At 63.1% G+C, this 24,377-nt stretch carries 25 protein-coding genes and 1 tRNA gene; 19 read left to right on the top strand and 7 right to left on the bottom strand.

Annotation, left to right across the window (positions count from 1 at the left end):
• The first annotated feature begins 17 nt into the window (after positions 1-17).
• The gene (locus tag AC3WLT_RS11265; protein WP_492591948.1) at positions 18-1,103 is read left to right on the top strand and encodes an AI-2E family transporter; all 1,086 of its coding nucleotides are present in this window, start codon (positions 18-20) and stop codon (positions 1,101-1,103) included.
• A 366-nt stretch (positions 1,104-1,469) separates the two neighbouring features.
• Here AC3WLT_RS11265 and purU read toward each other — a convergent pair whose 3' ends face one another.
• The 5 genes from purU to AC3WLT_RS11240 all read right to left on the bottom strand — a co-directional run bounded on the left by purU (position 1,470) and on the right by AC3WLT_RS11240 (position 6,656).
• Entirely contained in the window at positions 1,470-2,339 is an 870-nt protein-coding gene (gene purU, locus AC3WLT_RS11260) for a formyltetrahydrofolate deformylase (protein WP_492591947.1), read from the bottom strand.
• Between the two features lie 113 nt (positions 2,340-2,452).
• Positions 2,453-3,316, bottom strand: a complete 864-nt coding sequence (locus AC3WLT_RS11255) for an NUDIX hydrolase (protein WP_492591946.1) — start codon at positions 3,314-3,316, stop codon at positions 2,453-2,455.
• Positions 3,317-3,349: 33 nt separating this feature from the next.
• A complete protein-coding gene (locus AC3WLT_RS11250) occupies positions 3,350-3,964 on the bottom strand; it encodes a LysE family translocator (RefSeq protein ID WP_492591945.1) in 615 nt (204 codons plus the stop codon).
• Between the two features lie 45 nt (positions 3,965-4,009).
• A complete protein-coding gene (locus AC3WLT_RS11245; RefSeq protein ID WP_492591944.1) occupies positions 4,010-4,576 on the bottom strand; it encodes an adenine phosphoribosyltransferase in 567 nt (188 codons plus the stop codon).
• Between the two features lie 76 nt (positions 4,577-4,652).
• A complete protein-coding gene (locus AC3WLT_RS11240) occupies positions 4,653-6,656 on the bottom strand; it encodes a monovalent cation:proton antiporter family protein (protein WP_492591977.1) in 2,004 nt (667 codons plus the stop codon).
• A 149-nt stretch (positions 6,657-6,805) separates the two neighbouring features.
• Here AC3WLT_RS11240 and kdsD point away from each other — a divergent pair, with 149 nt between their 5' ends.
• The 11 genes from kdsD (at position 6,806) to AC3WLT_RS11185 (ending at position 16,225) form a co-directional block, all read left to right on the top strand.
• Positions 6,806-7,789, top strand: a complete 984-nt coding sequence (gene kdsD, locus AC3WLT_RS11235; protein ID WP_492591943.1) for an arabinose 5-phosphate isomerase KdsD — start codon at positions 6,806-6,808, stop codon at positions 7,787-7,789.
• Positions 7,789-8,346 (top strand): KdsC family phosphatase, encoded by a 558-nt coding sequence (locus tag AC3WLT_RS11230; protein WP_492591942.1) that lies wholly within the window; start codon positions 7,789-7,791, stop codon positions 8,344-8,346. The genes kdsD and AC3WLT_RS11230 overlap by 1 nt, the downstream gene beginning before the upstream one ends.
• Positions 8,343-8,948 (top strand): LPS export ABC transporter periplasmic protein LptC, encoded by a 606-nt coding sequence (gene lptC, locus AC3WLT_RS11225; RefSeq protein ID WP_492591941.1) that lies wholly within the window; start codon positions 8,343-8,345, stop codon positions 8,946-8,948. Before AC3WLT_RS11230 ends, lptC begins: the two co-directional genes overlap by 4 nt.
• A 20-nt stretch (positions 8,949-8,968) precedes the next feature.
• Positions 8,969-9,640, top strand: a complete 672-nt coding sequence (lptA, locus tag AC3WLT_RS11220; RefSeq protein ID WP_492591940.1) for a lipopolysaccharide transport periplasmic protein LptA — start codon at positions 8,969-8,971, stop codon at positions 9,638-9,640.
• Complete coding sequence (gene lptB / locus AC3WLT_RS11215; protein ID WP_492591939.1) at positions 9,637-10,422, top strand: LPS export ABC transporter ATP-binding protein; 786 nt, start codon at positions 9,637-9,639, stop codon at positions 10,420-10,422. Before lptA ends, lptB begins: the two co-directional genes overlap by 4 nt.
• Before the next feature lie 187 nt (positions 10,423-10,609).
• On the top strand, positions 10,610-12,124 hold the full coding sequence (locus tag AC3WLT_RS11210) for an RNA polymerase factor sigma-54 (protein ID WP_492591976.1): 1,515 nt from the start codon (positions 10,610-10,612) through the stop codon (positions 12,122-12,124).
• A gap of 169 nt (positions 12,125-12,293) precedes the next feature.
• Complete coding sequence (gene hpf, locus AC3WLT_RS11205; RefSeq protein ID WP_492591938.1) at positions 12,294-12,653, top strand: ribosome hibernation-promoting factor, HPF/YfiA family; 360 nt, start codon at positions 12,294-12,296, stop codon at positions 12,651-12,653.
• A 295-nt stretch (positions 12,654-12,948) separates the two neighbouring features.
• Positions 12,949-13,464 (top strand): PTS IIA-like nitrogen regulatory protein PtsN, encoded by a 516-nt coding sequence (gene ptsN / locus AC3WLT_RS11200; protein WP_115099571.1) that lies wholly within the window; start codon positions 12,949-12,951, stop codon positions 13,462-13,464.
• A 124-nt stretch (positions 13,465-13,588) separates the two neighbouring features.
• Positions 13,589-14,557 (top strand): HPr(Ser) kinase/phosphatase, encoded by a 969-nt coding sequence (gene hprK / locus AC3WLT_RS11195; RefSeq protein ID WP_115099570.1) that lies wholly within the window; start codon positions 13,589-13,591, stop codon positions 14,555-14,557.
• 99 nt (positions 14,558-14,656) lie between these two features.
• Positions 14,657-15,550: an RNase adapter RapZ gene (gene rapZ / locus AC3WLT_RS11190; RefSeq protein ID WP_492576445.1), complete on the top strand. Its 894-nt coding sequence runs from the start codon at positions 14,657-14,659 to the stop codon at positions 15,548-15,550.
• A 39-nt stretch (positions 15,551-15,589) separates the two neighbouring features.
• The gene (locus tag AC3WLT_RS11185) at positions 15,590-16,225 is read left to right on the top strand and encodes an LON peptidase substrate-binding domain-containing protein (protein WP_492591937.1); all 636 of its coding nucleotides are present in this window, start codon (positions 15,590-15,592) and stop codon (positions 16,223-16,225) included.
• Positions 16,226-16,237: 12 nt separating this feature from the next.
• On the opposite strand, the gene mutY is transcribed toward AC3WLT_RS11185, so the two are convergent.
• On the bottom strand, positions 16,238-17,353 hold the full coding sequence (gene mutY / locus AC3WLT_RS11180) for an A/G-specific adenine glycosylase (RefSeq protein WP_492591936.1): 1,116 nt from the start codon (positions 17,351-17,353) through the stop codon (positions 16,238-16,240).
• A gap of 7 nt (positions 17,354-17,360) precedes the next feature.
• A complete protein-coding gene (gene mutM, locus AC3WLT_RS11175; protein WP_492591935.1) occupies positions 17,361-18,191 on the bottom strand; it encodes a bifunctional DNA-formamidopyrimidine glycosylase/DNA-(apurinic or apyrimidinic site) lyase in 831 nt (276 codons plus the stop codon).
• An 87-nt stretch (positions 18,192-18,278) separates the two neighbouring features.
• Here mutM and AC3WLT_RS11170 point away from each other — a divergent pair, with 87 nt between their 5' ends.
• The 7 genes from AC3WLT_RS11170 (at position 18,279) to pth (ending at position 24,359) form a co-directional block, all read left to right on the top strand.
• A complete protein-coding gene (locus tag AC3WLT_RS11170; protein WP_492591934.1) occupies positions 18,279-20,120 on the top strand; it encodes a tetratricopeptide repeat protein in 1,842 nt (613 codons plus the stop codon).
• Positions 20,120-20,752, top strand: coding sequence for a lipoprotein insertase outer membrane protein LolB (gene lolB, locus AC3WLT_RS11165; protein ID WP_492591933.1), 633 nt, complete (start codon positions 20,120-20,122; stop codon positions 20,750-20,752). Before AC3WLT_RS11170 ends, lolB begins: the two co-directional genes overlap by 1 nt.
• 67 nt (positions 20,753-20,819) lie before the next feature.
• The gene (ispE, locus tag AC3WLT_RS11160) at positions 20,820-21,701 is read left to right on the top strand and encodes a 4-(cytidine 5'-diphospho)-2-C-methyl-D-erythritol kinase (protein ID WP_492591932.1); all 882 of its coding nucleotides are present in this window, start codon (positions 20,820-20,822) and stop codon (positions 21,699-21,701) included.
• A gap of 52 nt (positions 21,702-21,753) precedes the next feature.
• Positions 21,754-21,830, top strand: a tRNA-Gln gene (locus AC3WLT_RS11155).
• Between the two features lie 46 nt (positions 21,831-21,876).
• The gene (locus AC3WLT_RS11150; protein ID WP_006048037.1) at positions 21,877-22,833 is read left to right on the top strand and encodes a ribose-phosphate pyrophosphokinase; all 957 of its coding nucleotides are present in this window, start codon (positions 21,877-21,879) and stop codon (positions 22,831-22,833) included.
• A gap of 162 nt (positions 22,834-22,995) precedes the next feature.
• Complete coding sequence (locus AC3WLT_RS11145; protein ID WP_492591931.1) at positions 22,996-23,616, top strand: 50S ribosomal protein L25/general stress protein Ctc; 621 nt, start codon at positions 22,996-22,998, stop codon at positions 23,614-23,616.
• A gap of 140 nt (positions 23,617-23,756) precedes the next feature.
• Entirely contained in the window at positions 23,757-24,359 is a 603-nt protein-coding gene (pth, locus tag AC3WLT_RS11140; RefSeq protein WP_492591930.1) for an aminoacyl-tRNA hydrolase, read from the top strand.
• Positions 24,360-24,377: the final 18 nt, after the last annotated feature.

Genomic DNA, 24,377 nt, shown 5'->3' with positions numbered 1-24,377 from the left:
GGGGACGGGAATAAGCCATGGCCAAGCGGAATCAGGCGCAGGACGACGGGCAAGTGCAGGACCTACGTCCGCGCCCGGTCAGGCTGACGAGCGATATGAGCCTGCCGAAGCTGTCGGCGGTCGAGATCGGCAGCTATGTACTGATGCTGGTCGGAATGTGGGCGGTCATCGAACTGCGGCTGCTCGGCGCGCTGCTCGCCGGCCTGCTCGTGTTCCAGCTGGTGCATATGATCGCGCCGCGCATCGAGCAGCATATGTCGAGTCAGCGTGCGCGCTGGCTCGCGGTGGTGATATTGTCGGCGGTCATTGTGGGTACGCTGACGGGCTTGACGCTCGGCATCATCGAGCATTTCGAGAACGACGTGCCGAGCGTGCAGAAGCTGCTCGACCAGGCGATGCAGCTGATTGACCAGGCGCGCGGCCGGATTCCGCAATTCATCGCCAACTACCTGCCGGTCGACACCGAGCAGATGAAGACGAAAGCGGCCGAGCTGATGCAGACGCACGCCAATATGCTGCAGCAAAGCGGCAAGACCGCGGCGCGCGCGTTCACGCATATCCTGATCGGCATGATCATCGGCGCGATCATCGCGGTCGGCGCGCAGCAGCATATGCAGCGGCTGCCGCTGTCCACGGCCTTCGTCACGCGCGTGACACGTTTCGCCGATGCCTTCCGCCGCATCGTATTCGCCCAGGTGAAGATTTCCGCGATCAATGCGACCTTCACCGGCATCTTCCTGCTGGCGGTGCTGCCGATCTTTCACGATCAGCTGCCGCTGTCGAAAACGCTGGTGCTCGTGACCTTCATCATCGGCTTGCTGCCGGTGATCGGCAATCTGATCTCGAACACGATCATCGTCGCGGTGGCGCTGTCGGTGAGCTTTCCGGCGGCGATCATGTCGCTCGTGTTCCTGATCCTGATTCACAAGCTGGAGTACTTCCTGAACGCGCGCATCGTCGGCGGCCAGATCGAGGCGCGCGCCTGGGAACTGCTGATCGCCATGCTCGTGATGGAAGCAGCGTTCGGCCTCCCCGGCGTGGTGGCCGCACCGATCTTCTATGCGTATATCAAGCGGGAATTGATTTATCTGCGGCTGGTTTGAACTTCCGGCGAACTGAACCGGAAGAAAGCGCGGAAAAAAGCGGCACTTCGGTGCCGTTTTTTATGCTCAGAGTCGATGCGAGCGTTCAGCGGCAGAGTGCGACGGAAAGCTTGCGGTAGCGTATGTAACTCCCAAGGATGCGAATAATTTCCATTTGCACAACACACTTTCTGTGACGCGCCATTCCCTTCCCTCTGCCGTCCCGCCGGCTCGCGCATGGGGCCGTTTTTCGTTCGCCTGCACCGCTGGTTCGGCGTCGCCATTGCGCTGTTTCTGTTTGTCGCTGGACTCATCCGGCGCGCGCCTGCAGTTCGCGCGCCGGTCCGCAGACCAGCCGGCCGACAACTGCAAGCGCCTCAAGCACTTCTAGCGAAACACCACCGTCTTGCTGCCGTTCAACACGACGCGATGCTCGACGTGCCACTTCACCGCGCGCGCGAGCGTCACGCATTCGACGTCGCGGCCGATCGCCGTCAATTGCTCCGGCGTCATGCTGTGATCCACACGCTCCACTTCCTGCTCGATGATCGGGCCTTCGTCGAGATCCGTCGTCACGTAGTGGGCGGTTGCGCCGATCAGCTTCACGCCGCGGTCGAACGCCTGGTAATACGGCTTCGCGCCCTTGAAGCTCGGCAGGAACGAATGGTGAATATTGATCGCGCGGCCCGCCAGCGCTTCGCAGAGCTTCGGCGACAGAATCTGCATGTAGCGCGCGAGCACCACCAGATCGACCTGATGCTCGTCGATCACTTCGAGCACGCGTGCTTCCTGCGCGGCCTTGGCGTCGGGCGTGCCGCCCATCAGCGGGAAGTGATGGAACGGGATGTCATAGCTGGCGGCGAGCTGGTAGAACTCCTTGTGGTTCGAGATGATCGCCGGAATCTCGATACCCAGCTGACCGGTGCGGTAGCGGAACAGCAGATCGTTCAGGCAATGGCCGATCTTCGACACCATGATCACGACGCGCGGCTTCACCGACGCATCGTGCAACTCCCAGCGCATGCCGAACTGTTCGGCGAGCGTCGCGAACGAGGTGCGCAACGCATCCAGACCCGGATCGCCGCCCACCTGCTGAAAATGCACGCGCATGAAGAACTCGCCGGTGCGGCTGTCGCCGAACTGCGCGGAGTCGAGAATATTGCTGCCACGTTCGAACAGAAAGCCCGAAACCGCGTGGACGATGCCGGGCCGGTCGGCGCACGACAGTTTGAGGATAAAGCTGTGATCGGTCGACATGACCTGGGTGACTCCCTTCTTCAATGCGTGGTTTGTTCGCGTGGTTTCTTTGCGTGGTTGATTCGATACAGCGCCGGAAGCGATGCGCAGCAGCGCGTCCGTTATACAAGCGGTCAGGCGAGCACCGGCGGCGCAAACAACGTGTCGATACCCGTACACGCGTCTTCATCGATCCAGCGGCGGCGCAGCAGGCAATCCAGGGTGGCGAGACTCGCGTCGACGGTCATCTCGCCTTCTTCGATCCAGCGCGCTACTTCGTCGATGCGCGCGAGCCGGTGTTCGCCCACTTCGCCGTCCTGATTGCGCGGCGCGAAATCGGCCGGCAGCGCAAGGTCGTAGATGAAGATCTGTTCAGCCTGTGTGCCTTCCGGCAACGACTGCAGCACATGTGCGGTGCGGCCCGCCACGGCGCGCGCGGCGATCTCTTCGGGGATGCCGGCTTCTTCCCAGCACTCCTTGATGATCGTCGCCTCGATGCCGAAGCCCCAGCCGATCCCGCCCGCCACGACATTGTCGAGCATGCCTGGATCGGTCGCCTTGGTGTTGCTGCGGCGCGCGATCCACAAGTGCGGTGCGCCCTTCGGCGGCGCGCCATCCGCGTATTCTACGACGCCGTTCAGATGCACCGCGTAGGTCATCGTGCCGAAGAAGCGCGACGCCGCGCGTTCGATGTACGCGAGCGGCGGCGCATCGAAGGCATTGCGGATCGCGTAGGTCTCGTTGCGCCAGCCTGGGATCCGGTCTTCGGCGGCGAGCGCGCCGATCACGGAACCGAGCGCCGCGCTGCGCAGATCGACGGTGTTGAACGCCGGCGCCAGCGTCACGCGCGTGCGGTCGATTTCAAACACATCGGGCCAGCGCGCGAGCAGCGGCACATCCGTCGAGCGAATCCAGCCTACCTGCTCGCTGTCGATCCAGAACGGCAGATGCGCGTGCACGTCGAAGCGGCGCGCGGCGGTGATGCAAGGCAAAGTCATGCAAAGCTCCAAACTGTTCTTCAGCCGCAGCCGTCAGTCGCGCAACGCCACGCGAATACCGATCGCGATGAACGTGGCGCCGGCGAGGCGATCGAGCCACACGCCCACGCGCGGCCGGCGCTTCAACCAGCCGCCGATCATGCCCGCGCACACGCCGAACAGCGAGAACACCACCACCGTCTGCAGCATGAACAGCACGCCGAGTTCGAGCATCTGCACCGTCACGCTCTGCGCGCCGTGCGGCTGCACGAACTGCGGCAGAAACACGACGAAGAACAGCGTCACCTTCGGATTCAGCAGATTGCCGAGCACGCTCTGGCGAAATACCGCCATCAGCGGTTGCGGCGCGCGTTCATACGCGGTCGCGAGGCCCTGGCTGCGCAGCGCCTTGATGCCGATCCAGATCAGATACGCGGCGCCGGCCAGCTTGATCGCCTCGAAAGCGACCGGCGACGAGCGCAGCAACGCGGCGACGCCGAGCGCGGCCAATGTAGTGTGAAACGTGATGCCGGCGGCGAAGCCGAGCGCGGCGACGAGGCCCGCGGCGCGGCCCTGCGAGATGCCGCGCGCGAGCACTTGCAGATTGTCGGGACCGGGCGCCATCGTAATGGCAATCGATGTGGCGAGAAACAACAGGAAGTTGGGCATTGCTCTTACCTTCTTTGCGTGCAGGAAGAAATTCGCGTCCGGCGCTCAATGTCCGCCGAATTCAGTCACCGTATAGAGCGGCAGGCCCGCTTTGCGCAGCAGCGCCGAGCCGCCCAGTTCGGGCAGATCGATGATCGCCGCGCCTTCGACCACCACCGCGCCGAGCCGCTCCAGCAGGATCTTGCCGGCCATCATCGTGCCGCCGGTGGCAATCAGGTCGTCGATGATAACGATACGATCGCCCGGCTTGCAGGCGTCCTCATGAATCTCGACGGTAGCGGTGCCGTATTCGAGTTCATACGATTGCGAGACGCGCTTGTACGGCAGCTTGCCCTCTTTGCGGATCGGGATGAAGCCCAGGTTCAGTTCGTGCGCGATGATCGGCCCGATGATGAAACCGCGCGCATCCAGACCGGCGACGTAGTCGAGCTTCGCGTCGATATAGCGCTGCACGAACAGGTCGATCAGCACGCGCAGCGACTTCGGACATTGCAGGAGCGGCGTGATGTCGCGAAACTGCACGCCCGGCAGCGGCCAGTCGGGCACCGTGCGAATCTTGCTATTGACGAACTCGGCCGCATCGAGCGGCGCGCCCGCAAGCGCGTTGGACATGATGACTCCGGGTGGACCTCCACAGGTCCAATGAAAAAAAGCTAAAGGAACTCGCCGGGGCGCGGCCCGGCGCACGTCATGCCGCGGCCGCTCCGGCCCGGCGATGCTTCGACAGCCGCTCCTCGGCCTCGGCCAGCCGTTCGGGCAGACCGCGCAACACCACGATATCGCTGGCGCGCAGCTTGGTGGACGGATCCGGCTCGACGCCGCGAATGCCGTGCCGACGGATCGCCGTCACTTCGACGCCCATTTCGAACAGCCCCAGTTCCGCCAGCGTGCGGCCCACCGCGTCCGAATTTTCGTCGACCGGCACCGATTGTAGCCGCACCTGTTCGTGACCGTCGTCGTCCTCGATGTCGTCGGCGCCGTGGAAATAGCCGCGCAGCAGCGCATAACGCTCGTCGCGCATCTCCTCGACCCGCCGCACCACTCGCCGCATCGGCACGCCCATCACCACCAGCGTGTGCGAAGCCAGCATCAGGCTGCCCTCGACGATTTCCGGAATCACTTCGGTCGCGCCGGCAGCCAGCAGCTTTTCCAGATCGGCGTCGTCGACCGTGCGCACGATCACCGGCAGCGTCGGTTCCAGTTCGTGGATGTTATGCAGCACGCGCAGCGCCGACGGCGTATTCGCGTAGGTGATCGCGATCGCGGCGGCGCGGTGGATACCCGCGGCGAGCAGCGATTCGCGCCGCCCCGCATCGCCGAACACGACCGATTCTCCGGCGGCTGCGGCTGCGGCCACACGGTCCGGGTCCAGGTCCAAAGCGACATACGACAGACCTTCATGCTCCAGCATGCGCGCCAGATTCTGCCCGGCCCGGCCGTAACCGCAAATGATCACGTGCCCGCTTTGCTTCAGGCTCTGCGTCGCGATCCGCGTCATCTGCAACGATTGCATCATCCATTCCGTCGACGACAGCCGCAGCACGATGCGGTCCGCGTTCTGGATCAGGAACGGCGCGGCCAGCATCGACAGCAGCATCGCGGCGAGAATCGCCTGCAGCAGCGTCGCGTCCACCAGATGCTTGTCGAGAATCAGATTCAGCAGCACGAAACCGAATTCGCCGGCCTGCGCGAGGCCGATGCCGGTGCGCATCGCGACGCCCGGCGACGCGCCGAACAGGCGCGACAGCCCTGTCACCATCACCGCCTTCAGCAGAATCGGCCCGACCAGGAAACCGAGCACGATGAGCGGATGCTCCCAGATCACGCGCGGATTGAGCAGCATGCCGGTCGTCACGAAGAACAAACCCAGCAGCACGTCGCGAAACGGCTTGATGTCTTCTTCCACCTGATGCCGGTACGGCGTTTCCGCGATCAACATGCCGGCAATGAACGCGCCGAGCGCGAGCGACAGCCCGAATTTGTCCGTGATGAAGGCGGCGCCGAGCGTCACCAGCAGCAGGTTGAGAATGAACAGTTCCTGCGAACGGCGCCGCGCCACCACGTTGAACCAGCGCGTCATGAAGCGCTGACCCACTATAAGAAGCAGCGCCAACGCCACGACGATCTTGATCGCCGCCACCCCGAGCGCGCTGACGAGGTCTTTCGAATCGCCGCCCAGCGCCGCGATGATGATCAACAGCGGCACCACTGCCAGATCCTGGAACAGCAGCACGCCGAAGATATTGCGGCCGTGCTCGGTCTCGATCTCGAGCCGCTCCGCGAGCATCTTGCTGACGATTGCCGTCGACGACATCGCCAGAGCACCGCCCAGCGCGACGCTCGCCTGCCAGGTGATATGCACCCAGCGCTCCAGCACGAAGCCGAGCGACACCGCCACCGCGATCGTGCCGATCACCTGCAACAGGCCGAGGCCGAATACGAGCCGGCGCATCGAGCGCAGTTTGGACAGCGAAAACTCCAGCCCGATCGAGAACATCAGGAACACGACGCCGAATTCGGCGAGGTTCTGCGCGCCCGCCGAATCGGGAATCAGACCGAACGCGTGCGGACCGACGATGATGCCGACCGTCAGATAGCCGAGCATCGGCGGAAGATTCAGGAAGCGAAACACCACTACGCCTGCGACTGAGGCCAGCAGCAGGAACAGCGTCATTTCCAGCGGGGAAATCATCGGCAAACACGCATCGGTAAAGCGTCCTCGTTCGTCAGCGGAACCGCGCACGCAAAACGCCGCGCGACAAGGTTGAGGGGCCGGTGAAGGCAGCGGCTTGGCACAGCAGGCCCGGCGCGGCGAACAAGCGCCTTTGCTATACTCCGCGAATGATAGCGAAAATCAATGGCGACCGGGCACTCGCGCTCGCTCGTGACGTGCTCGACATCGAAGCGGACGCCGTGCGCGCGCTTCGCGATCAACTCGACGATAGTTTCGTCGGGGCGGTCGATTTCATCCTGGGTTGCCGTGGACGGGTGGTCGTTTCCGGCATCGGCAAATCGGGCCACGTGGCCCGCAAACTGGCGGCCACGCTCGCCAGCACCGGCACCCCGGCGTTCTTCGTCCATCCGGCGGAAGCGAGTCACGGCGACCTCGGCATGATCACCGCCGACGACGTGTTCGTCGCGCTGTCGAATTCCGGCGAGACCGAAGAGCTGGTGTCCATTCTGCCGCTGATCAAGCGCATGGGCGCCAAACTGATCGCGATGACGGGCCGTCCGTCGTCGAGTCTCGCACAACTGGCCGACGTGCACCTGAATTCCGCCGTGTCGAAAGAAGCGTGTCCGCTGAATCTCGCGCCCACCGCCAGCACCACCGCCGCGCTCGCGCTCGGCGATGCGCTCGCGGTCGCGGTGCTGGATGCGCGCGGTTTCGGTTCGGACGACTTTGCCCGCTCGCACCCGGGCGGCGCGCTGGGCCGCCGCCTGCTCACTTATGTGCGCGACGTGATGCGCACCGGCGACCAGCTGCCGAAGGTGACGCCCGAGGCCACCGTGCGCGACGCGCTGTTCCAGTTGACCGCCAAGCGCATGGGCATGACGGCGATCGTCGATCAGGAAGATCGCGTGGCCGGCATATTCACCGACGGCGACTTGCGCCGCGTGCTCGAGCGCGACGGCGACTTCCGCGAACTGTCGATCGCCTCGGTCATGACCGCCGGCCCGCGTACCATCGGTCCGGACCAGCTCGCCGTCGAAGCCGTGGAACTGATGGAGCGCTTCCGCATCAATCAGATGCTGGTCGTCGACGAAGCAGGCAAGCTGATCGGCGCACTCAACATGCACGACCTGTTCTCGAAGAAGGTGATCTGATGCCCGTGTCCCTTACCGCCACCGAACGCGCGAGCCGCGTGAAGCTGATGATTTTCGACGTCGACGGCGTGCTGACCGACGGCGGCCTGCTGTTCACGGCGGAAGGCGACACGATGAAGGCGTTCAACTCGATGGACGGCCACGGCATGAAGCTGCTGCGCCAGGCCGGCATCGAAACGGCGATCATCACCGGGCGCAAGTCGGGCATCGTCGCGGCGCGGGCGAAGGAAATGAACATCACCCACGTCTATCAGGGCGTGCAAGACAAACCCCAGGCGTTCGCGGACCTGTTGCGGCAAACCGGCGTGACGCCGGAAGAATGCGGCTACATGGGCGACGACTGGGTCGATCTCGGCGTGATGCTGAAGGTCGGCTTCGCGGCGGCGCCGGCCAATTCGCATCCTGAAGTGATCGCGCGCGCCCATTGGGTCAGCGAAGCGCGCGGCGGTCATGGCGCGGCGCGCGAAGTCTGCGACACGCTGCTGCGCGCGCAGCGCAAATACGAGGCACTCCTCGCGGCCGCCTGCAGCGGCGAACAGCGAGGCCTCGTCGGATGAACCAGTTCCGCCTGACTTCACTGATTCCGCTCGTCGCCATGGCGGCGCTCGCCGGCATTACGTGGTGGCTGCTGCAAGCCACGCTGCCGCGGCCCAACGAAGGCTTGGTGCGCCCCAAGGAGCACACACCGGACTATTTCGCCGACAACTTCTCGGTTTCCGAACTCGACCAGTCGGGCTCGACGCAATACCGCCTGACCGCCACCCACCTGATTCACTACGAAGACGACGAGCTGAGCGACCTGGTCAAGCCGGCCATGCGCGCGTTCCAGCCCGGCAAGCCGATCGTCACCGCGACCGGCGACACCGGCAAGGTGAACGGCGACGCGTCGATCGTGGATCTGTACGGCAACGCCCGCATCCTGCGGGCGGCCGGCAACGGCGATCCGCAGATGCAGGCGGATTCGGAGCATTTCCGGGTGCTGGTCAACGACGATGTGATCGAGACTGAAAAGCCGGTTAAACTTCAGCGCGGCATGTCGGTGATGACTGCCAGCGGCATGAACTACAACAACGTCACCCGGGTGATGCAGCTGTTCGGCAACGTGAAAGGCGCGATCGCCGCGTCCGACGGCGGCAGCTCGCCCAAGCAACCCGGGTAATCCTCTCCAGGCGTGACTGCATGAATGAATCGTTCCCCCGTTTTGATACCGGCCGCCCGCGCCCCCTGTCCGCGTGCCGCGCCGGACTCGCTGCGCTGATCGTCGCGTTGCCGCTCGCCGGCTTCGCGCCGCTCGCGCACGCGGACCGCGCCGACAAGGACAAGCCGCTGAATATCGAAGCGGACAACATGACTTACGACGACCTCAAGCAGGTCAACATCTTCACCGGCCACGTGGTCGCCACCAAAGGAACGATCGTGATCAAGGCCGATCGGGTCGAAGTGACGCAAGACCCGCAGGGCTATCAGTACGCCACTGGTACGTCGTCGGGCGGTAATCTGTCGTATTTCCGCCAGAAACGCGAAGGCCTCGACGAATACATCGAAGGCACGGCAATCCGTATCGACTACGACGGCAAGCAGGACCTGACCACGCTGATCACCAACGCCACCGTGAAGCGCCTGCAAGGCCTCTCGACGGTGATGGACCAGGTGCACGGCAGCGTCATTACGTATGACGGTCAGAACGACTTCTACACTGCGAAGGCGGGCAAGGACGTCGCCGGCCCGGGCAATCCGAACGGCCGCGTGCGCGCAATGCTGTCGCCGCGCAATGGCGGCCCGGCGCCGCTGAACGGCGCATCGGCCACGCTCGCGCCGTCCACCACGATCCAGGGAGCGCCGAACCAGTGAGCACCTCCGCGTCCCTCCCCAATCGCAAGCCGGCCGGCACCAGCAGTTCACTGGCGGTGCGCAACCTGAAAAAGCGTTACGGCTCGCGCACGGTCGTCAAAGACGTGTCGCTCGACGTCAAAAGCGGCGAAGTGGTTGGCCTGCTCGGCCCGAACGGGGCCGGCAAGACCACCTCGTTTTATATGATCGTCGGCCTCGTGCCGCTCGATGCGGGCGAAATCGATCTGGACGGCAAGTCGATCAGCCTGCTGCCGATCCACAAGCGCGCCTCGCTGGGCTTGTCGTATCTGCCGCAGGAAGCCTCCGTGTTCCGCAAGCTCACCGTCGAAGAAAACATTCGCGCGGTGCTGGAGTTGCAGCACGAAGACAACGGCAAGCGGCTCTCGAAAGACACCATTACCGGCCGCACCGAAGCGTTGCTTGACGAACTGCAGATCGCTCACCTGCGCGAAAATCCGGCGCTGTCGCTGTCCGGCGGCGAGCGGCGCCGGGTTGAAATCGCCCGCGCGCTGGCCACCAATCCGGGCTTCATTCTGCTCGACGAACCGTTCGCGGGCGTCGATCCGATCGCGGTGTTGGAAATCCAGAAGATCGTCAAATTCCTGAAGCAGCGCAATATCGGCGTGCTCATTACCGACCACAACGTGCGCGAAACGCTCGGCATCTGCGATCACGCCTACATCATCAGCGACGGCAGCGTGCTGGCCGCCGGTGCGCCGAGCGACATCATCGAAAACGAAAGCGTGCGGCGCGTCTATCTGGGCGAGCACTTCCGCATGTAAGTACACAAGGGATTACCGGCGGAGCGGGCGCGCCTGCTCCGCCGGTCCTTTGCGGCAGCCGCACATCAGCATTTTTGACCGGGGCCGTCCCGCGCCCTGCGCCGCCCAAAACCGGCGCACACGTTATTGCGAATGTCGCAAGGTATCGCGGTCGTGGCAAACTCTCTACAATGAATCTCAACTTGCCATGAAAGCCAGCCTCCAACTCCGCCTATCGCAGCATCTTGCGCTGACCCCGCAACTGCAGCAGTCCATCCGGCTGCTTCAGCTGTCTACGCTCGAACTGCAGCAGGAAGTCGCAATGGCGATCTCGCAGAATCCGCTCCTCGAAAACGAGGACGACTGGATCGCGAGCCCCCTGCGCGTGGCGGCCGACGGCTCATTGATCGCCCAGGCGCCCAACTCCTCCGCGCCGCCCGACCAGATGGGCGGCAATACTTCGTCGTCCACCAGCGGCAGCGAGCGCGCCGAGAATGGCGAGCCGCAGGGCGTCGACGAATATAACGGGCTTTCGGGAGAGGGCAACGGCGACGCGTCGCAATGGAATCTCGACGACTACGGCCGCTCCGGCAACGCCTCGGACGACGACGATCTGCCGCCGCTGCAAATCCACGAATCGAGCACCTCGCTGCGCGATCACCTGATGGCGCAATTGCGCGTCACCCAGGCGGGCCAGCGCGACCGCGCGCTGATTACCTTCCTGATCGAATCGCTCGACGACGACGGCTACCTCACCGCCACGCTGGAAGAAGTGCTGGCCGACCTGCCCGAAGAGCTCGAAGTCGATCTCGACGAACTGAACGCCGCGCTCGCGCTGCTGCATAGTTTCGACCCGGCGGGTGTCGGCGCGCGCTCCGCGTCCGAATGCCTGAAGCTGCAATTGCTGCGGCTCGACGGCTCGCCTACCCGCACGCTTGCACTGGACATCGTCGCCCACCATCTGGAACTGCTCGCCGCGCGCGACTTCACGCGCCTGCGCAAGCATCTGAAGGCCAGCGACGACGACCTGCGCGATGCGCATCTGTTGATCCGCTCGCTCGAGCCGTTTCCCGGCGCCGCTTACGGCAAGGCGGAAGCGGACTATGTCGTGCCGGACATCATGGTGCGCAAAACGGCACAGGGCTGGCTGGCGGAACTGAACCCGGAAGTCGTGCCGAAGCTGCGGATCAACCATCTGTACGCGAATATTCTGCGCAATAACCGGGGCGATCCGGGCAGCGGATCGTTGCGCCAGCAACTGCAGGAAGCGCGCTGGCTGATCAAGAATATCCAGCAGCGTTTCGAGACGATCCTCAGGGTCGCGCAAGCCATTGTAGAGCGTCAAAAGAGCTTTTTTGTGCACGGCGAAATTGCCATGCGCCCCTTGGTTTTGCGGGAAATTGCTGATACGCTGGGCCTACACGAGTCGACTGTCTCGCGTGTGACAACCGGTAAATACATGCTGACCCCATTCGGGACGCTTGAATTTAAGTACTTCTTCGGATCACACGTCTCAACCGACACGGGTGGCGCGGCCTCCTCCACGGCGATTCGCGCGCTCATCAAGCAACTGATAGGAGCGGAAAACCCGAAATCTCCTCTTTCAGACAGCCGCATAGCCGAACTGCTGGCGGAACAGGGCTTCGTGGTCGCACGGCGTACCGTTGCGAAGTACCGCGAAGCGCTCAAGATTCCGGCAGTCAACCTGCGCAAGTCTCTGTAGCCCGTCGCCTTCTGTGGCGGGCATTTACCGGCCGCTCCGCAGTTGGCGGAAAGGCCGGCCGATGCGACCTGCCAGCAGTCAGTCACCGGGGGGCGACTCAGGCAAGCCGACAATCGACCGGACCTACGTCATCGTGCGGAACAAGCGGCATCTAGCTTGGAGAAGCACTATGAATCTGCAGATCAGTGGACACCACCTCGAAGTAACGCCTGCGTTGCGCGAATACGTGATCACCAAACTGGATAGGGTGCTAAGACATTTTGATCAGGTCATCGACGGCAGTGTGGTCCTCTCGGTCGACAACCACACGGAAAAGGAAAAGCGTCAAAAGGTTGAAATCAACCTGCATTTGAAGGGCAAAGATATCTTTGTCGAGAGCTGTGACAGCGATCTCTACGCTGCGATCGATCTGATGATCGACAAGCTCGACCGGCAAGTGATACGCCATAAGGATCGTCTGCAGGGCCATCAGCACGAGGCGATCAAGTACCAGCCGCTGGCACCGCAAGTGGACGTGCCGCCGCAATAAGGAAGGCTTTCCTTACCCAGCTAAACCGCCCGGAACCGGGCGGTTTTTCGTTTCCGGGCCGCTTTTTGAGCCGCATTGAACCGCTTATGAGCCACCTCCCGCTCCCCAACGCGGCGGCCGTTGCCCCCATCTAACAAACGCATACGCCGGGCGATGGCGCGCCGCACCATCCACAGCTACCCTGTTCTATAATGTTCCGGTTACCATCGGGGTCAAGCGAGCTCAAAGGGAAGTCGGTCGACCGGAGTCCTGCGCTTTCGGACTCCAATGCACATCGCCGTGAGCATCAAAACGAATGGAACACCACTCAAACGCCCCAGCGAGGAGAAACCAGGCCACGTTTTCGCCTGTCAACATGAATCGTTTAGCCAAATTTCTTCCCCTCGAGAACGTCGTCGTCGGACTATCGGTCACCAGCAAGAAACGCGTGTTCGAGCAAGCGGGCCTGATCTTCGAGAACCAGAACGGCATCGCCCGCAGCACGGTCACTGACAATCTGTTTGCGCGCGAGCGCCTCGGATCGACCGGGCTTGGTGAAGGCGTCGCGATTCCGCATGGCCGGATCAAAGGCTTGAAGCAGCCGCTCGCCGCGTTTGTCCGCCTCGCCGAGCCTATCCCCTTCGAATCGCCGGACGGTCAGCCGGTTTCGCTGCTGATCTTCCTGCTGGTGCCTGAACAGGCCACCCAGCAGCACCTCGAAATTCTTTCGGAAATTGCCCAGTTGCTGTCCGATCGCGAAGCCCGCGAGCGGCTGCACACGGAAGAAAATCGCGAAGCGTTGCATCGCCTGCTCACTCAGTGGCAACCTTGATGCATCGGCGGTTATCCGCACGCCGGTTACCCGCGAACGCGCGGGTTCAGCCCTGCATGGCGCGCTGCGCGTGAGCGCAGCCGCGCCTTGCCGGGCAAGCGGCCCACACTGGAGTCACTGACTCATGGATACGTCCAGCATCAACGCCCAGAGCATTTTCGACGACAACGCAGCCGCGCTGAAACTGAGCTGGCTGACGGGGCATGAAGGCTGGGAACGCGGCTTTTCTTCGGAATCGGTCGCCAATGCCACGTCGAGCGCCGATCTTGTCGGCCACTTGAACCTGATCCACCCGAACCGGATTCAGGTGCTCGGCGACGCCGAAATCGACTACTACAAGCGTCAAACCGACGAAGACCGCTCGCGCCACATGGCCGAGCTAATCGCGTTGGAGCCGCCGTTTCTGGTGGTGGCGGGCGGCGTAGCCGCGCCGCCGGAGCTGGTGCTGCGCTGCACGCGCTCGTCCACGCCACTCTTCACCACGCCGATGTCCGCCGCCGCGGTGATCGACAGCCTGCGCCTCTATATGTCGCGCATTCTCGCGCCGCGCGCCACGCTGCACGGCGTATTTCTCGACATCCTCGGCATGGGCGTCCTGCTCACCGGCGACTCCGGCCTTGGCAAAAGCGAACTCGGGCTGGAACTGATCAGCCGCGGCCATGGTCTCGTGGCCGATGACGCGGTGGATTTCGTGCGCCTCGGTCCTGATTTCGTCGAAGGGCGCTGCCCGCCGCTGCTGCAAAACCTGCTCGAAGTGCGCGGCCTTGGCCTGCTCGACATCAAGACGATCTTCGGCGAAACCGCGGTGCGCCGCAAAATGAAGCTGAAGCTGATCGTGCAGCTGGTGCGCCGTCCTGACGGCGAATTCCAGCGGCTGCCGCTCGAAAGCCAAACTGTCGACGTGCTCGGCCTTCCGATCAGCAAAGTCACGATTCAGGTGGCGGCCGGCCGCAACCTCGCGGTGCTGGTCGAAGCGGCGGTACGCAACACGATCCTGCAACTGCGCGGCATCGATACATTGCGCGACTTCATGGATCGCCAGCGTCTTGCGATGCAGGATCCCGACAGTCAGTTTCCCGGCAAATTGATCTGAGTTTGCGCCGCCGCGCCACGCTTCGCGGCCAACGGTGGGCTGCGGGGCGCGCGCACGGGGACCAGATGCTATGATGAAATGTACGGATTTCACGACTCCATGCGCATAATCCTGATCACCGGTATTTCCGGCTCCGGCAAGTCAGTTGCCCTGAACGCGCTTGAAGACGCGGGTTATTACTGCGTCGACAATTTGCCGCCGCGTTTTCTGCCGCAACTGGCCAACTATCTCGCCGAGGACGGGCAAGACCGCCTTGCGGTCGCCATCGACGCGCGCTCGAGCGCTTCGCTCGACGAAATGCCCGCGATGATCCGCGACCTGTCGCGCGCCCACGACGTGCGCGTCCTGTTCCTCAACGCAAGCACTCAATCGCTGATTCAGCGCTTCTCCGAAACACGCCGCCGGCATCCGCTGTCCGGTTCGACCGCGCACGACGCGGACGTCGGCTTGCTGACGTCGCTCGCCGAAGCGATCGAACGCGAACGCGAACTTGTGGCGGGTCTTGCCGAGTTCGGCCATCAGATCGACACCAGCAATCTGCGCGCGAACGTGCTGCGCGCATGGGTCAAGCGCTTCATCGAGCAGGAGCATTCGGGTCTCGTGCTGATGTTCGAATCGTTCGGCTTCAAACGCGGCGTGCCGCTCGATGCCGATTTCGTGTTCGACGTACGCACGCTGCCGAACCCGTACTACGATCATGAATTAAGGCCACTTACGGGCCTCGATAAGCCTGTGATGGATTTTCTCGATGCGCTGCCGGTCGTTCACGAAATGATCGACGACATTGAGAAGTTTCTCGCCAAATGGCTGCCGCACTTCCGCGACGACAACCGCAGTTATCTAACCGTCGCGATCGGTTGCACGGGCGGCCAGCACCGCTCGGTGTTCATTGCGGAGACGCTCGCCGCGCGTCTCGCAAGTCAGGCGAATGTGATTGTGCGGCACCGCGATGCGCCGGTCGACATCGGCGAATCATCAAAGCTAGTGGCTTAACCGGCCGCGTCGCGCGGCCTCATCTCGAAGCGTTGCGCCATGTCTACCACTTTTACTGTGCTTGCCGATGTGCCGCTGTTTCCGCTGCATACGGTGCTGTTTCCCGACGGGCTGCTGCCCCTGAAAATCTTCGAGGCGCGCTACCTCGACATGGCGCGCGACTGTCTGCGTGACAAAACGCCGTTCGGCGTGTGTCTGCTGAAAAGCGGCGCCGAAGTGGCGCGCGCCGAAGAGCCTTCAGTGCCCGAAGCAATCGGCTGTCTCGCCGAAATCGAAGAGTGCGACGTCGAAGCCTTCGGCATGCTGCTGATTCGCGCGCGCGGCACGAAGCGCTTCCGCCTCCTGTCGCATCGCGTGGAAAGCAGCGGCTTGCTGGTCGGCATGGCCGAGCCGCTCGGCGACGACATGCCGCTCGAAGGCAATCAGCATCTGGCCAAATTCGGCGCGTGCGCCGAGGTGCTCGAACGGATCATCGCGACGATTTGCGAACGCGATCCGGAAAGCTTGCCGTTCGTCGAACCGTTCAGGCTCGACGACCCGTCATGGGTGTCGAACCGTCTCGCCGAGGTGTTGCCGATTGCGCTGCGCGCCCGTCAGAAACTGATGGAATTGCAGGACGCCGGCGCGCGAATCGACGTGGTTCATCACTACATGCAGCAACATCAACTGCTGTAAGAACCGCCGCCTTTACAGCAGTGAGCCTTGCAAGCCGTCCAGCAGTTTGCGCACGGGGGCGGGCACGCCGAACGCATCGAGATCGCTTAGCGCGACCCACGCGGTGTCCGCATCGCCTAACGCGGCCGGCGCGCCCACACCGCGGTTCAGTTCCGCCAGCCGCGGCTCGATATCCAGCCTGAAATGCGTGAATACGTGCGTGAGCGGTGCGAGCGGCGAGACCGCTGCATCGCCGCCGAAGTCGCGCACCCGCTCGGCGAGTGCGGCTTCGTCGGCGGCTTCGGGCAAACTCCACAAGCCGCCCCAGATGCCCGACGGCGGGCGTTTTTCCAGCATCACGGCGTTGCCGTCGCGCAGCACCAGCATCCACGTGTGGCGCGTCGGCACCGTTTTCCTGGGCCGCGCCGTGGGCAACTCGCGCTGGCGTCCCGTCACGTTCGCCACGCAATCGACCGCAAACGGGCAGCGCAGGCAATCCGGCTTGCCGCGCACGCACAGCGTCGCCCCAAGGTCCATCAGACCTTGCGTGTAGGCGCTGACGTCGTCGTCCGATGCATTCGACGGCAGCAGCGATTCCGCCAGCGTCCACATCGCGTTCTCGACTTTCTTCTCGCCGGGAAAGCCTTCGACGCCGAATACGCGCGCCAGAACCCGCTTCACGTTGCCGTCGAGAATCGTCGCGCGCGCGCCGAATGCGAACGACGCGATCGCCGCCGCGGTCGAGCGGCCGATGCCGGGCAACTCCGCCAGTTCGTCGACCGACGCCGGAAACGCGCCGCCATGCTGCTCGACCACCGCCTGCGCGCAGCGATGCAGATTGCGAGCGCGCGTGTAGTAGCCGAGGCCGGCCCATAGCGCCATCACGTCGTCGATCGGCGCTGCGGCGAGCGCGGCGACATCCGGAAAACGTGCCAGAAACTTCGCGTAGTACGGAATCACCGTCGACACCTGGGTCTGTTGCAGCATGATTTCCGACAGCCAGATGCGATACGGATCACGCGTGTTCTGCCACGGCAGGTCGTGACGGCCATGCCGGCGCTGCCAGGCGATCAGCCGTGCGGAAAAATCGGACAAGGCCGGAAAAGTTGACGCGGCGGGTGCGGCGGACGGAGTTAAGCGAGAGGGCATCGAAAAATTAGCGCTGGCAGGTCGGACAGAAATACGTGGAACGCTGCCCCTGCACAATCTGTTTGATCGGCGTTCCACACACGCGGCATGGCAGCCCCGCGCGATCATAGACGAAATAGTCGAGCTGGAAGTAACCGCTCTCGCCGTCACTGCCGACGAAATCGCGCAGCGTGCTGCCGCCCTTCTCGATCGCCGCGGCGAGCGTCACGCGCACCGCGTCCGCCAGCAGATCGTATCGAACCAGCGAGACGCGGCCCGCCGCGGTGGTGGGTCGAATGCCGGCGCGAAACAGACTCTCGGACGCGTAAATATTGCCCACGCCGACCACGATTTCCCCCGCCAGCAGCACCTGCTTCACCGACACTTTGCGCCCGCGCGTCAGCCGATGCATCAGCGCGCCGGAGAACGCCGGCGAAAACGGCTCCACGCCCAAGCCCGCGAGCAGCGGATGCTCGAGCACGTCGCCGGCTTCGCGCGGATGCCACAGCACCGCGCCGAAGCGCCGCGGATCGCGGTAGCGCAGAATGAATTCGTCGAAAATCCAGTCGATGTGGTCATGTTTCGCCGCGTCCGGCGGGCGCGGCACGTGGCGCAGCACCCGCAGCGTGCCGGTCATGCCCAGATGCACGATGAACCAGCCGGCGTCGATTTCGAACAGCAGGTACTTGCCGCGCCGCTCGACCTTGCGCACCACATGGCCACGCAAGGTTTTCGCAAGGTCCGCCGGAATCGGCCAGCGCAGCGCGGACGTACGCACGTCGACGCGTTCAACCTTGCGCCCGGACACATACGGTTCGATTCCCCGTCGGGTAACCTCAACTTCTGGCAACTCTGGCATATCTAACTGGTCTGCAACTTGCGTGAGTGGTTGTGCGCGTATTGTAGCGAGCGCGTTACAATCGTCCGAAACATTGAACGGATTTCCATGAACTTGTCCTTCGTGAAGCTGTTTTCGAAGCGCCCGGCCAACGCATCGCGCGTGCCGCACGCTGTCTCCGCGCGCCGGATGCTCGGCGCGGCCGCGCTCGCCGTCTGGGCGCTGGCTGCCGTGCCCGCGCACGCGCAGGACCCCTCGCCGGATTCGGATGACACCTCCGTCACCTTGCCGGACCCGCTCGGCCCTGCGTCGGCGGAAGACCAGAAGTCTTTGCCGAACGTCGCGCTGTCGAGCCAGATCGTATTCCAGGTGCTCGCCGCCGAAGTCGCATTGCAACGCGACCAGCCGGCGCCCGCCTACCAGACCTACCTCGCGCTCGCGCGCGACACGCACGATCCGCGCATGGCGCAACGCGCCACCGAAATCGCGCTGGCCGCGCAGAGCCCGTCGGACGCGTTAGCCGCCGCGCAATTGTGGCAGCAGTATGCGCCGAACTCGGAACGCGCCGCGCAACTCGACGCGTCGCTGCTCGTGCTGTCCGGCAAACCTGACGACGCCGCGTCGATCCTCGCAAGCGAACTGGCAAAGGTGCCCGCCGAGAATCGCGGCAGTGCGATTCTCGCGCTGCAACTGCTGCTATCGCGCGGTCCGAACCGGATCGGCGGCTTGCACGTTCTGCAAGACCTGCTGAAGAACGACCTGAACCGGCCCGAAGCGCAACTGGCCATTGCGCGTCAGCAGCTCGTTTCGGACGACGCGCCGGGCGCGCGCAAGTCGCTCGAACAGGCGCTGACGCTCAAGCCCGACTATCTGCCGGCCGCGCTGATGCTCTCGCAGATGGGCCCGGAGGAGCGCAAGGAAGGCATTGCGTCGCTCGAAAAGTATGTGCAGCAGAATCCGAAATCGCATGACGCGCGTCTCGCGCTCGCGCAGATGTATCTCGCGAGCGATCGTCTGGACGATGCGCAGAAGCAATTCGAGATCATGCACAAGAACAACGCGAAGGACCTCACGCCGCTGATGGCGCTCGCGCTGATCAAGATCCAGCAAAAGAATTTCGCCAACGCGCAGACGTACCTCACCCAGTACGCGCAGCAAGCGGAAAAAACGCCGGGCGCCGATCCGGGCCAGGCGTACATCTACCTTGCGCAACTGTCGCTCGAGCAGAAGAACGAAGCGGCAGCGGGCGACTGGCTGAACAAGATTTCCCCGTCGAGCCAGCAATACATGCCGGCGCAGATCACGCGCGCGCAATTGCTCGCCAAGCAGGGCAAGACCGAAGACGCCCGCAACCTGCTGGCCGGCCTGCAGTCGCGCGATCCGCGCGACCAGGCGCTGATCGCGCGCACCGACTCGGCGTTCCTGTTCGATGCGAAACGCTACCCCGAGGCGGAAGCTGCCCTGCAAAAAGCCACCGCGAATTTCCCGGACGACCCCGATCTGACCTACGACTACGCCATGGCCGCAGAAAAGACCGGCCATTACGATGTCATGGAGGCGCAACTTCGCAAGCTCATCCAGACGCAGCCGGACAATCCGCAGGCGTATAACGCACTCGGCTATTCGCTGGCCGATCGCAATCAGCGCCTCGCGGAAGCGAACAGTCTGGTCGAGAAGGCTTCGTCGCTGGCGCCGAACGACGCGTTCATCATGGACAGCGTCGGTTGGGTCAAGTACCGGATGGGCAATACGTCGGACGCGATCAAGCTGCTGCGCAAGGCCTACGACATCCAGCCGAATGCCGAAATCGGCGCGCACCTCGGCGAAGTGTTGTGGAAAACCGGAGCGCAGGATCAGGCTCGCGCCGCTTTCCGCGATGCGCGCAAGCTCGAACCGGACAACGACACGCTTGTTAAAACGCTGCAACGTCTCCAGGTAAACGATCTTTGATGCGTCTTTCCCGCTTGTTTTCTTTTCCCCGGACGCCGCGTGGCGCGGCGCTCGGACTTGCAGCGGCGGCGGTCGTCGCATTGGCTGGTTGTGCATCGGTGAAGCCGCAAGGGCCGTCCACGTCGAATGCCGCGACGTCCATCTCGACGCAAACGAGCCGCGCCTATCAAGGCCGCTTCGCGGTCCAGTACAACGATCAGAACGGCCAGCAGCGCAACGCGTACGGCAACTTCGCCTGGCAGGAAACCGGCGACACCGTCACCCTGCAATTACGCAATCCGCTCGGCCAGACGCTCGCGATCGTGACTTCGTCGCCGGCTTCGGCCACGCTCGAGTTGCCGAACCGCCAGCCGCTCACCGCCGACAACGTCTCGACGCTGATGCAGAACGCGCTCGGCTTTGCGCTGCCGGTCGAGGGGTTGCGTTATTGGCTGCAGCCGTCGCCAGCGCCGACGTCGCGCGCGCGGACCGAGAAGGATCCCGAACAGCCGTCGCGCCTGAAACAGATCACGCAGGACGGCTGGACAATCGATTACCTGGCGTATGCCGACGCGCCGGCCACCGGCGTGAAGCGCATCAACCTGAGCCGCTCGGAACCGCCGCTCGACATCAAGCTCGTGCTGGATCAGTAGCCGCGCCCGTTCGCGCAACTTTGCCGCTTCTTCTTTGGCGCCGCGTTGGCGCATGTAGCCCAGACTCATGATCGAAACCACCCACTCGCTGCGCGATTGCCTCGCGCCAGCGAAGCTGAACCTCTTCCTGCACATCACCGGCCGCCGGCCGGACGGCTATCACACGCTGCAAACCGTCTTCCAGTTGCTCGACTGGGGTGACACGCTGCATTTCACGCGACGCGACGACGGTCTCATCACACGCAGCACCGAAATCGCCGACGTCCCGCCGGAACACGATCTGACCGTGCGCGCAGCGACGCTCCTGAAGGCCCACACGGGTTCGTCCGAGGGCGTCGATATCGAGATCGACAAGCGCCTGCCGATGGGCGCGGGTCTCGGCGGCGGCAGCTCCGATGCGGCCACTACACTGCTTGCGCTGAATCGTCTATGGAAGCTCGATCTGCCGCGACTGGAACTGCAGGAACTGGCGTTGAAGCTCGGCGCCGACGTGCCATTTTTTATTTTTGGGAAAAATGCGTTCGCACAGGGTGTCGGAGAAGCTTTAGACGTTGTACAATTGCCGCCGCGCCATTTCCTAGTGGTGACACCGAGGGTTCATGTTCCGACTGCAGCGATTTTTTCCGAAAAAGCGTTGACAAGAGATTCAAAACCCCTCAGAATTACGGACTTTCCTGCAGAACTTAGCTGCAACACTGACTGGCCAGAAAGTTTCGGCCGGAATGACATGCAGCAGGTTGTCGTAGGGAAGTACGCGGAAGTAGCGCATGTGCTGCGATGGTTTGAAAACATCGCACCAGCGCGGATGTCTGGATCAGGTGCAAGTGTTTTTGCAGCGTTCCGTAGTAAAGCTGAAGCAGAAGCGGCGCAAGCCAAACTGCCTGGCGAATGGAACAGCGCAGTGGCCGCAGGTCTCGATCAGCATCCACTCTTTACTTTCGCGTCATAAGTTTTGCATCGTCGAACGAAACTCCACGTTCGGCGGAGCTCAAAGTTAGTGTAGGGGAGTCGCCAAGCTGGTTAAGGCACCGGATTTTGATTCCGGCATGCAAAGGTTCGAATCCTTTCTCCCCTGCCAAAAATTCTCGCATTTCCCCTCGCCCCCAGCCTGAAGTAGGTGCACGATGAGCAGCCATGACGGCCTGATGGTTTTTACTGGCAACGCAAATCCTGCGCTTGCACAGGAAGTCGTCAAAATCCTCGGTATTCCCCTCGGCAAAGCCATGGTTAGCCGTTTCTCGGACGGTGAAATCCAGGTCGAGATTCAGGAAAACGTGCGTGGCAAGGATGTCTTCGTCCTGCAATCCACGTGCGCGCCGGCGAACGACAATCTGATGGAACTGATGATCATGGTCGATGCGCTCAAGCGCGCATCCGCAGGCCGGATCACCGCAGCCATCCCCTACTTCGGCTATGCCCGTCAAGATCGGCGCCCGCGTTCGGCGCGCGTCGCCATCTCGGCGAAGATCGTGGCGAATATGCTGGAAATCGCCGGCGTCGAGCGGATCATCACGATGGATCTGCATGCCGACCAGATTCAAGGCTTTTTCGACATCCCGGTCGACAATATCTACGCAACGCCCGTGTTGCTCGGCGATCTGCGCAAGCAGAACTACGAGAACCTGCTGGTCGTATCGCCGGACGTCGGCGGCGTAGTGCGTGCCCGGGCATTGGCCAAGCAGCTGAATTGCGATCTGGCGATCATCGACAAACGCCGCCCGAAGGCGAACGTTGCCGAAGTGATGAACATCATCGGGGAAGTAGAAGGCCGTACCTGCGTGATCATGGACGACATGGTCGACACCGCCGGCACGCTCTGCAAGGCAGCTCAGGTTTTGAAGGAACGCGGTGCGAAGCAGGTGTTCGCTTACGCCACCCACCCGGTTCTGTCGGGCGGTGCGGGCGAGCGTATCGCAGCTTCGGCACTGGACGAACTCGTCGTTACGGACACGATCCCGCTCGGCGAAGAAGCCCGCTCGTGCGCCAAGATCCGTTCGTTGACCAGCGCCGGCCTGCTTGCCGAAACGTTCTCGCGGATTCGCCGCGGCGATTCGGTGATGTCGCTGTTCGCGGAAAGTTAAGTATTTGCGAAGGCGCAGCGTAGTGCACTATCTGCACGCTGCGCTTTTGCACAATCGGCACGAACGAACGAAGGTTTGTGCCGCCGTTCTGGGGCCTCAGCCATAGCGGCTTGCGGGCCCCGTTTCTACTGCCTGGTCGCGGGCAGTGCATTGGAGATTCAAATGAAAGTAGTCGCTTTCGAGCGTGACCTGCAAGGTACGGGTGCGAGCCGCCGCCTGCGTAACTCGGGCAAGACCCCGGGCATCGTATATGGCGCTGGTGCTGAACCGCAATTGGTCGAACTGGACCACAACGCGCTGTGGCACGCGCTGAAGAAAGAAGTTTTCCATTCGTCGATTCTCGATCTGGAAATCGCTGGCAAGTCGCAACAGGTTCTGCTGCGCGACGTGCAATACCACCCGTTCCGTCAGCTCGTGCTGCACGTGGACTTCCAACGCGTCGACGCGAAGAAGAAGCTGCACACCAAGGTGCCGCTGCACTTTATGAACCAGGAAACCAACCCGGCAGTGAAGCTGTCGAGCGCGGTGATCTCGCACGTCCTCAACGAAATCGAAATCGAGTGCCTGCCGTCGGCACTGCCGGAATTCCTCGAAGTCGACCTGGCGAAGATCGAAGCGGGCCAATCGATCCACGCCAAGGACATCGTCCTGCCGGCAGGCGTCGCACTGGTTGCTCACGTCGAAGCAGAAAACCCGGTGATCGCTGCTGCAACGATCCCGGCTGGCGCAATCGCTGAAGGCGACGCCGCTGCTGCGGGCGAAGGCGAAACGCCGGCTGCTTAAGCTGCACTGAGCGAGCAATCCTCTCGATCCGTTTCAATGAAACGGTCGATGTGACCCGCCGAGGTTCGCCCCGGCGGGTTTTTTTTCGTTTTTTTCAGCTCGGCTGCATTCGGCGCCGAGCCAGATGGACCCAGGCAAACATGATCAAGCTGATCGTCGGGCTCGGCAATCCGGGCGCCGAATACACTGCGACGCGCCACAACGCCGGCTTCTGGCTGGTCGATCAACTGGCGCGCGAAGCCGGCACGACGCTGCGCGACGAGCGGCGCTTCCACGGTTTCTATGCGAAAGCGCGGCTTCATGGCGAAGAAGTGCATCTGCTGGAACCGCAGACGTATATGAACCGCTCGGGTCAGTCGGTCGTGGCGGTGGCGCAGTTCTTCAAGATCCTCCCCGACGAGATTCTGGTCGCTCATGACGAACTCGATATGCCGCCAGGCAGCGTCAAGCTAAAGCTCGGCGGCGGCAGCGGTGGCCACAATGGCCTGAAAGACATCACTGCGCATCTGTCGTCGCAACAGTATTGGCGGCTGCGGATCGGCATCGGCCATCCGCGCGACCTGATTCCCGAAAGCGCGCGCGCCGGCGCCAAGCCGGACGTCGCCAGTTACGTGCTGAAACCGCCGCGACGGGAAGAGGAGGATGCGATAGACGCGTCGATCGAACGGGCGCTCGCCGTGATGCCGCAGATCATCAAAGGCGAACTCGAACGCGCGATGATGCAGCTGCATCGCAATTCCTGAGCGCACCGCCCATCTGCA

The organism is Paraburkholderia sp. FW306-2-2C-D06C (genome assembly GCF_058781505.1).
This window is presented reverse-complemented; position numbering and strand designations above follow the sequence as displayed.

Bases quoted from the DNA above. Each gene is read 5' to 3' on its own strand.
- pth (WP_492591930.1), top strand. From the start codon at position 23,757: ATGATCAAGCTGATCGTCGGGCTCGGCAATCCGGGCGCCGAATACACT.
- AC3WLT_RS11255 (WP_492591946.1), bottom strand. From the start codon at position 3,316: ATGACTTTGCCTTGCATCACCGCCGCGCGCCGCTTCGACGTGCACGCG.
- AC3WLT_RS11250 (WP_492591945.1), bottom strand. From the start codon at position 3,964: ATGCCCAACTTCCTGTTGTTTCTCGCCACATCGATTGCCATTACGATG.
- mutM (WP_492591935.1), bottom strand. From the start codon at position 18,191: ATGCCAGAGTTGCCAGAAGTTGAGGTTACCCGACGGGGAATCGAACCG.
- mutY (WP_492591936.1), bottom strand. From the start codon at position 17,353: ATGCCCTCTCGCTTAACTCCGTCCGCCGCACCCGCCGCGTCAACTTTT.
- AC3WLT_RS11145 (WP_492591931.1), top strand. From the start codon at position 22,996: ATGAAAGTAGTCGCTTTCGAGCGTGACCTGCAAGGTACGGGTGCGAGC.
- hpf (WP_492591938.1), top strand. From the start codon at position 12,294: ATGAATCTGCAGATCAGTGGACACCACCTCGAAGTAACGCCTGCGTTG.
- AC3WLT_RS11185 (WP_492591937.1), top strand. From the start codon at position 15,590: ATGTCTACCACTTTTACTGTGCTTGCCGATGTGCCGCTGTTTCCGCTG.
- ispE (WP_492591932.1), top strand. From the start codon at position 20,820: ATGATCGAAACCACCCACTCGCTGCGCGATTGCCTCGCGCCAGCGAAG.
- AC3WLT_RS11230 (WP_492591942.1), top strand. From the start codon at position 7,789: ATGCCCGTGTCCCTTACCGCCACCGAACGCGCGAGCCGCGTGAAGCTG.
- lolB (WP_492591933.1), top strand. From the start codon at position 20,120: ATGCGTCTTTCCCGCTTGTTTTCTTTTCCCCGGACGCCGCGTGGCGCG.
- AC3WLT_RS11210 (WP_492591976.1), top strand. From the start codon at position 10,610: ATGAAAGCCAGCCTCCAACTCCGCCTATCGCAGCATCTTGCGCTGACC.
- AC3WLT_RS11245 (WP_492591944.1), bottom strand. From the start codon at position 4,576: ATGTCCAACGCGCTTGCGGGCGCGCCGCTCGATGCGGCCGAGTTCGTC.
- AC3WLT_RS11265 (WP_492591948.1), top strand. From the start codon at position 18: ATGGCCAAGCGGAATCAGGCGCAGGACGACGGGCAAGTGCAGGACCTA.
- lptA (WP_492591940.1), top strand. From the start codon at position 8,969: ATGAATGAATCGTTCCCCCGTTTTGATACCGGCCGCCCGCGCCCCCTG.
- hprK (WP_115099570.1), top strand. From the start codon at position 13,589: ATGGATACGTCCAGCATCAACGCCCAGAGCATTTTCGACGACAACGCA.
- AC3WLT_RS11150 (WP_006048037.1), top strand. From the start codon at position 21,877: ATGAGCAGCCATGACGGCCTGATGGTTTTTACTGGCAACGCAAATCCT.
- AC3WLT_RS11170 (WP_492591934.1), top strand. From the start codon at position 18,279: ATGAACTTGTCCTTCGTGAAGCTGTTTTCGAAGCGCCCGGCCAACGCA.
- lptC (WP_492591941.1), top strand. From the start codon at position 8,343: ATGAACCAGTTCCGCCTGACTTCACTGATTCCGCTCGTCGCCATGGCG.
- purU (WP_492591947.1), bottom strand. From the start codon at position 2,339: ATGTCGACCGATCACAGCTTTATCCTCAAACTGTCGTGCGCCGACCGG.
- kdsD (WP_492591943.1), top strand. From the start codon at position 6,806: ATGATAGCGAAAATCAATGGCGACCGGGCACTCGCGCTCGCTCGTGAC.
- rapZ (WP_492576445.1), top strand. From the start codon at position 14,657: ATGCGCATAATCCTGATCACCGGTATTTCCGGCTCCGGCAAGTCAGTT.
- AC3WLT_RS11240 (WP_492591977.1), bottom strand. From the start codon at position 6,656: ATGATTTCCCCGCTGGAAATGACGCTGTTCCTGCTGCTGGCCTCAGTC.
- ptsN (WP_115099571.1), top strand. From the start codon at position 12,949: ATGGAACACCACTCAAACGCCCCAGCGAGGAGAAACCAGGCCACGTTT.